This window comes from Streptomyces sp. NRRL WC-3549 (assembly GCF_000721935.1).
Classification (GTDB): Bacteria; Actinomycetota; Actinomycetes; order Streptomycetales; family Streptomycetaceae; genus Streptomyces.
In genome coordinates, this window is the sequence record NZ_KL585405.1 from 8,385 (window position 1) to 13,513 (window position 5,129).

At 71.7% G+C, this 5,129-nt stretch carries 3 protein-coding genes and 1 pseudogene; all 4 read left to right on the plus strand.

The window, feature by feature from the left end:
- On the plus strand, window positions 1-1,858 hold a 1,858-nt coding region (gene mtrB, locus IH13_RS37780; protein ID WP_031085696.1), incomplete at its 5' end, for an MtrAB system histidine kinase MtrB.
- Between the two features lie 28 nt (window positions 1,859-1,886).
- Window positions 1,887-3,713, plus strand: a complete 1,827-nt coding sequence (locus IH13_RS0118065) for an LpqB family beta-propeller domain-containing protein (protein ID WP_031085698.1) — start codon at window positions 1,887-1,889, stop codon at window positions 3,711-3,713.
- Window positions 3,714-3,822: 109 nt separating this feature from the next.
- Window positions 3,823-4,484 (plus strand): annotated as a pseudogene (locus tag IH13_RS37785) (ComF family protein).
- 325 nt (window positions 4,485-4,809) lie between these two features.
- A partial coding sequence (gene hpf, locus IH13_RS0118075; RefSeq protein ID WP_420713375.1) for a ribosome hibernation-promoting factor, HPF/YfiA family occupies window positions 4,810-5,129 on the plus strand: 320 nt, incomplete at its 3' end.

A 5,129-nucleotide genomic window follows, 5' to 3' on the forward strand; every position in this document is an offset into this window, starting at 1 on the left:
GCCCGCCGTGCGCCTGTGGCGGCGGAACCTGCAGCTGCGTGTCGTCGCGGGCACGCTGCTGATGTCGATCGCGGTGGTGCTGCTGCTGGGCTTCGTGGTGATCGGGCAGGTCAAGAACGGGCTGCTCGACGCGAAGGCGAAAGCCGCGCAGACGCAGGCGGCGGGCGGTTTCGCGGCGGCCCAGGCCAATGCGAACACACCGCTGGCCCCCGGCGACCAGGGTGCGGAAGAGGGCGCCGACGGGATGACGGCGAACACCTCATGGCGCACCGAACTGGTCGATCAGCTCGCGAGCGGCGGTACGAACGCCTTCAACGTGGTGGCCCTCAGCGCCGACTCCGTCGAACAGGGCGCCACCAGTCGTGCCCCCCGGGGCTCGGGCAGCGTCGAGGCGTCCAGCGTGCCGCAGAGCCTGCGGGAGGCCGTGGGCAAGGGGCCGGGGGCCTTCCAGACGTACTCCTCGATCAAGTACTCGTACGGGAAGGACCCGCAGCCGGGGCTCGTCGTGGGCAAGCGCCTGTACGACATCGACCACAACCCGTACGAGCTCTACTACCTCTTCCCGCTCACGCAGGAGGAGAAGTCGCTCACCCTGGTCACGACGACGCTGGCCACGGCGGGTCTCTTCGTGGTCGTGCTGCTGGGCGCCATCGCCTGGTTCGTCGTACGCCAGGTCGTCACCCCCGTGCGGATGGCGGCGGGCATCGCCGAACGGCTGTCGGCGGGCCGGCTCCAGGAGCGGATGAAGGTCACCGGCGAGGACGACATCGCCCGCCTCGGTGAGGCTTTCAACAAGATGGCGCAGAACCTTCAGCTGAAGATCCAGCAGTTGGAGGAGCTCTCGCGGATGCAGCGCAGGTTCGTCTCGGACGTCAGCCACGAACTGCGCACTCCGCTCACGACCGTGCGGATGGCCGCCGACGTCATCCATGAGGCGCGCGTCGACTTCGATCCGGTGACCGCGCGTTCCGCGGAGCTGCTGGGGGACCAGCTCGACCGGTTCGAGTCGCTCCTGTCCGACCTGCTGGAGATCAGCAGGTTCGACGCGGGGGCCGCCGCCCTGGACGCCGAACCGATCGACTTGAGGACGGTCGTGCGACGGGTGATCGGCGGTGCCGAGCCGCTCGCGGAGCGCAAGGGCAGCCGGATCATCGTCGTGGGTGACGAACAGCCCGTGGTCGCGGAGGCCGACCCCCGACGCGTCGAACGGGTGCTGCGCAACCTGGTCGTCAACGCCGTCGAACACGGCGAGGGACGGGACGTCGTCGTGCGGTTGGGGGTCGCGCAGGGCGCCGTCGCCGTGGCGGTGCGGGACTACGGGGTGGGGCTCAAGCCCGGAGAGGCGACCCGGGTCTTCAATCGTTTCTGGCGGGCCGATCCGGCGCGCGCCCGCACCACCGGCGGCACCGGGCTGGGACTGTCGATCGCCGTCGAGGACGCCCGGCTGCACGGCGGCTGGCTGCAGGCCTGGGGCGAGCCCGGCGGCGGTTCGCAGTTCCGGCTGACTCTGCCGCGTACGGCGGACGAGCCGTTGCGCGGGTCGCCGATACCGCTGGAGCCGGAGGACTCGCGTCGCAACCAGGAGGACCGCGAGCGGTCCGAGGCGGCCTCGGTGACGACCGCCGAGCACCGGCTGCTGTCCGTGCCGACCCAGGGCGGGGGTACGGCCCGGGGGCAGCTGCCCGTGCCGCCGCGCGGGCCCGTCGCACTGCGTTCGGCCCCGGCGTCGGTCGACCCGGCGGCGCTGCCGGGCAACGGGGCGCGGGTGGTGCCGCGTCCGGCCGGGGAGCGGCCGTTGGGCCGCACGGCCCCCGAGACGCATGATCCGGAGCAGGAGGACACGATTCGTGGACACTGACCGTCGACAGGGCGGCCACGGACGGGCGGTGCGGGTGTCCGCGGTGCTCGGCTGCGCCGTCGTGGTGCTCGCGGGGTGCGGAGCGATGCCGGACACCGGTGAGGTCAAGGCGGTGGAGGCCTCACGGGCCGGTGACGCCCAGGTGCAGGTGTACGCGGTGCCGCCGAGGGAGGGCGCCTCGCCCCTGGAGGTCGTCGACGGTTTCCTGGAGTCGATGACGAGCGACGACCCCGGTTTCCGGACCACGCGCACGTATCTGACCAAGCAGGCGGCGCGTACCTGGAAGCCGAGTGAGGGCACCACGGTGCTCGCGAAGGCGCCCAACCGCAACGGACCCGTGTTCCACGACGAGGAGCGCAGGGCCAGCGAGACCACGTACACGCTGACCGGTGAACAGGTGGCGGCGGTCGACGCGCAGAGCTCCTACCGGCCGCTCGCGCCGACCGACTACTCCCGGGGGCTGCACCTGGTGCGGGAGAAGGGCGCGGACGGCAAGCAGGAGTGGCGCATCGATGTGGTGCCCGACGGCCTGGTGCTGGGGCAGTCCGACTTCAGGCGGCTGTACCGGCCGGTGAACAAGTACTACTTCGCGGCCGGGCGGTCGGGGAGCGGGCCGGCGCTGGTCGCCGACCCCGTCTACGTACGCAACCGGACGGACCCGGTGACACGGATGGACACCGCCGCCCAGACGCTGCGCACGCTCCTGGAGGGCCCCTCCAACTGGTTGCGGCCGGTCGTCGAGACGAGCTTTCCCGCCGGGACGACGCTCAGGAAGGGTGACATCACGCTGGCGCCCGACGACCAGAACGTGTTGAAGGTCCGGCTGAGCAAGCAGGCGGACAAGGCGGGGCCGCATGAGTGCCGGATGATGGCCGCCCAGGTGCTGTTCACCCTGCGGGACCTCACGTCCGCCCGGGTCGGCCAGGTCGAGCTGCAGGGCGAGCAGGGTCCGTTGTGTTCGCTCGGGGCCGACGACTCCGAGGAGTTCGAGGGGGACAGCGGTTCCGGGGCCCCCGACAGCCAGTACTTCGTCGATGACAAGGGGCGTGTGCAGCGGATCCCGGCGGGCAGCAAGGGCCTCGGTGATCCGGATCCGGTGCCCGGTCCGCTCGGTGCCGGGACGGTGGCGATGAGCGCCGTCGGTGTCTCCCGGGACGAGCAGCAGGGCGCCGCGGTGTCGGTGGACCAGCGGCACCTCTACGTCTGCTCCCTGGTGTCGGACGGCGAGGCGCCCGCCCCCGTCGTGACCAGTCGGGCCGGGAAGGCCGAGGACCGGCTCTCCACGCCGAGCTGGGACGGCCGGGGGGATCTGTGGGTCGCCGACCGGGACCCCTCCGGTCCTCGGCTGCTGCGGCTCGTGGGCGGTGAGGGCGAGTCTCAGGAGGTGGCGGTCCCGGACCTGGGCGAGGGCCGGATCGAGGCGTTGCGGCTGTCGGCCGACGGGGTGCGGATCGCCCTGAGGGTGGCCGAGGGCGATCACACGACCCTGCGGATCGGGCGTGTGGAACGCCATGGCTCGGGTGACGCGGAGCGGGTCTCCGTGGAGGACCTGCGCACCGCGGCGCCGCAGCTGACCGATGTGACCGCCGTGTCCTGGTCCGGCCGCAGCCGCCTCGTGGTGGTGGGCAAGGAGGAGGGCGGGGTGCAGCAGGTGCGCTACGTACAGGCGGACGGCTCCACGTCGTCCTCCGGTGTGCTGCCCGGGGTGAACCAGGTGACCGCCGTCGCGGCGGCGGACGACGAGCAGTTGCCGCTGATGGCGGACACGGAGAGCGACGGAATAGTGAAGCTGTCGCCCGGGGACAACTGGCAGACGGTCCTCAAGGAGGGTTCGTCGCTTGTCTATCCCGGCTGACCACCGGGTCGCCCGGCGACGGGCCGTCCGTCCGGCCCGCCCCGGCGTTGTCCACAGGGCGTTGTCCACAGGGGTGGTCCGGTTCCGGCGGCACCTGCACAGTGGAGACGTGCGCGGATGGTGGCGGGAGGTCACGGGACTGGTTCTGCCTGCGGCCTGTGGCGGCTGCGGCAGACCTCGTACGCAGTTGTGCGGGGAGTGCGCGGCGGAGCTGGGGTCCAGGCCGTCACGGGTGCGGCCGACGCCGGAGCCGGAGGGGCTCCCGGCCGTGTATGCCGCCGCTCCGTACGAGAACGCGGTGCGGGCGGTGCTGCTGGCCCACAAGGAGCGTGGGGCGCTCGGCCTCGTGGGCGCGCTCGGCGGGGCGCTGGCGGGCGCCGTGCGGGAGGGGGCGGGCCGACTGCGCGGTGAGGGACCGCTGCTGCTCGTGCCGATGCCGTCGCCGCCGCGGCGGCGCTGAGGCGCGCGGGTGTTCCGGCCCGGGCGCCGGCGGTGCTGCGGCATCGGCGTCCGGTGGCCGACCAGGCCGGGCTGGGAGCCAGGGCTCGGCAGGAGAACCTGGCGGGTGCCCTGGAGGTGGCGGCCCGGGGCAGGCCGTTGCTGAGCGGTGGCCGGGTGGTGCTCGTGGACGACCTGCTGACGACCGGGGCCACCCTCGCCGAGGCGGCGCGGGCGGTGCGTACAGGATGGCCCGTCGGCGGCGGAGTCGCAGCTCTGGGAGCCGCGGTGATCGCGGCATCTCCCTCTGCTTTCGAAATAAACCGGAACTGACAGAAAATTTTCATCGTTGCAGGTGGTGCGTGGGTAAAGGGACCTGATCGGAGGTACGCACGAGTAGCGGGTGCCGATCCAGCGGCGGGCAGGCTATGTTCGGTTGTGAGAGACGGTGAATGCCGGATCTCGACGAATGCGCCTCCAGGTTTCGGGCAGGTAACCAGCGAAGGCCGGACGTACCGAAAGCGGTGGGGCGTAGACCTCGCCGGTGGAGGAGGAGGTGGAAGTCACCGAGTCCGCGGCTCCGGCGATCACCGGGGCCTGGTGCAAAAGGGAGACGCTCCGCACTCTGAGGCGGAGCGATCCGGGAACGGAGTTCTGCGTGGACATCGTCGTCAAGGGCCGCAAGACCGAGGTGCCCGAGCGGTTCCGGAAGCACGTGGCCGAGAAGCTGAAGCTGGACAAGATCCAGAAGTTCGACGGCAAGGTGATGAGCCTGGACGTCGAGGTGTCCAAGGAGCCCAACCCCCGTCAGGCCGACCGTGCAGCAAGGGTGGAGATCACGCTTCGTTCGCGTGGACCGGTCATCAGGGCGGAAGCGGCGGCAGGCGACCCGTACGCAGCGCTGGACCTGGCGACCGACAAGCTGGACACACAGCTGCGCAAGGAGCACGACAAGCGCTACAGCCGCCGTGGCAGCGG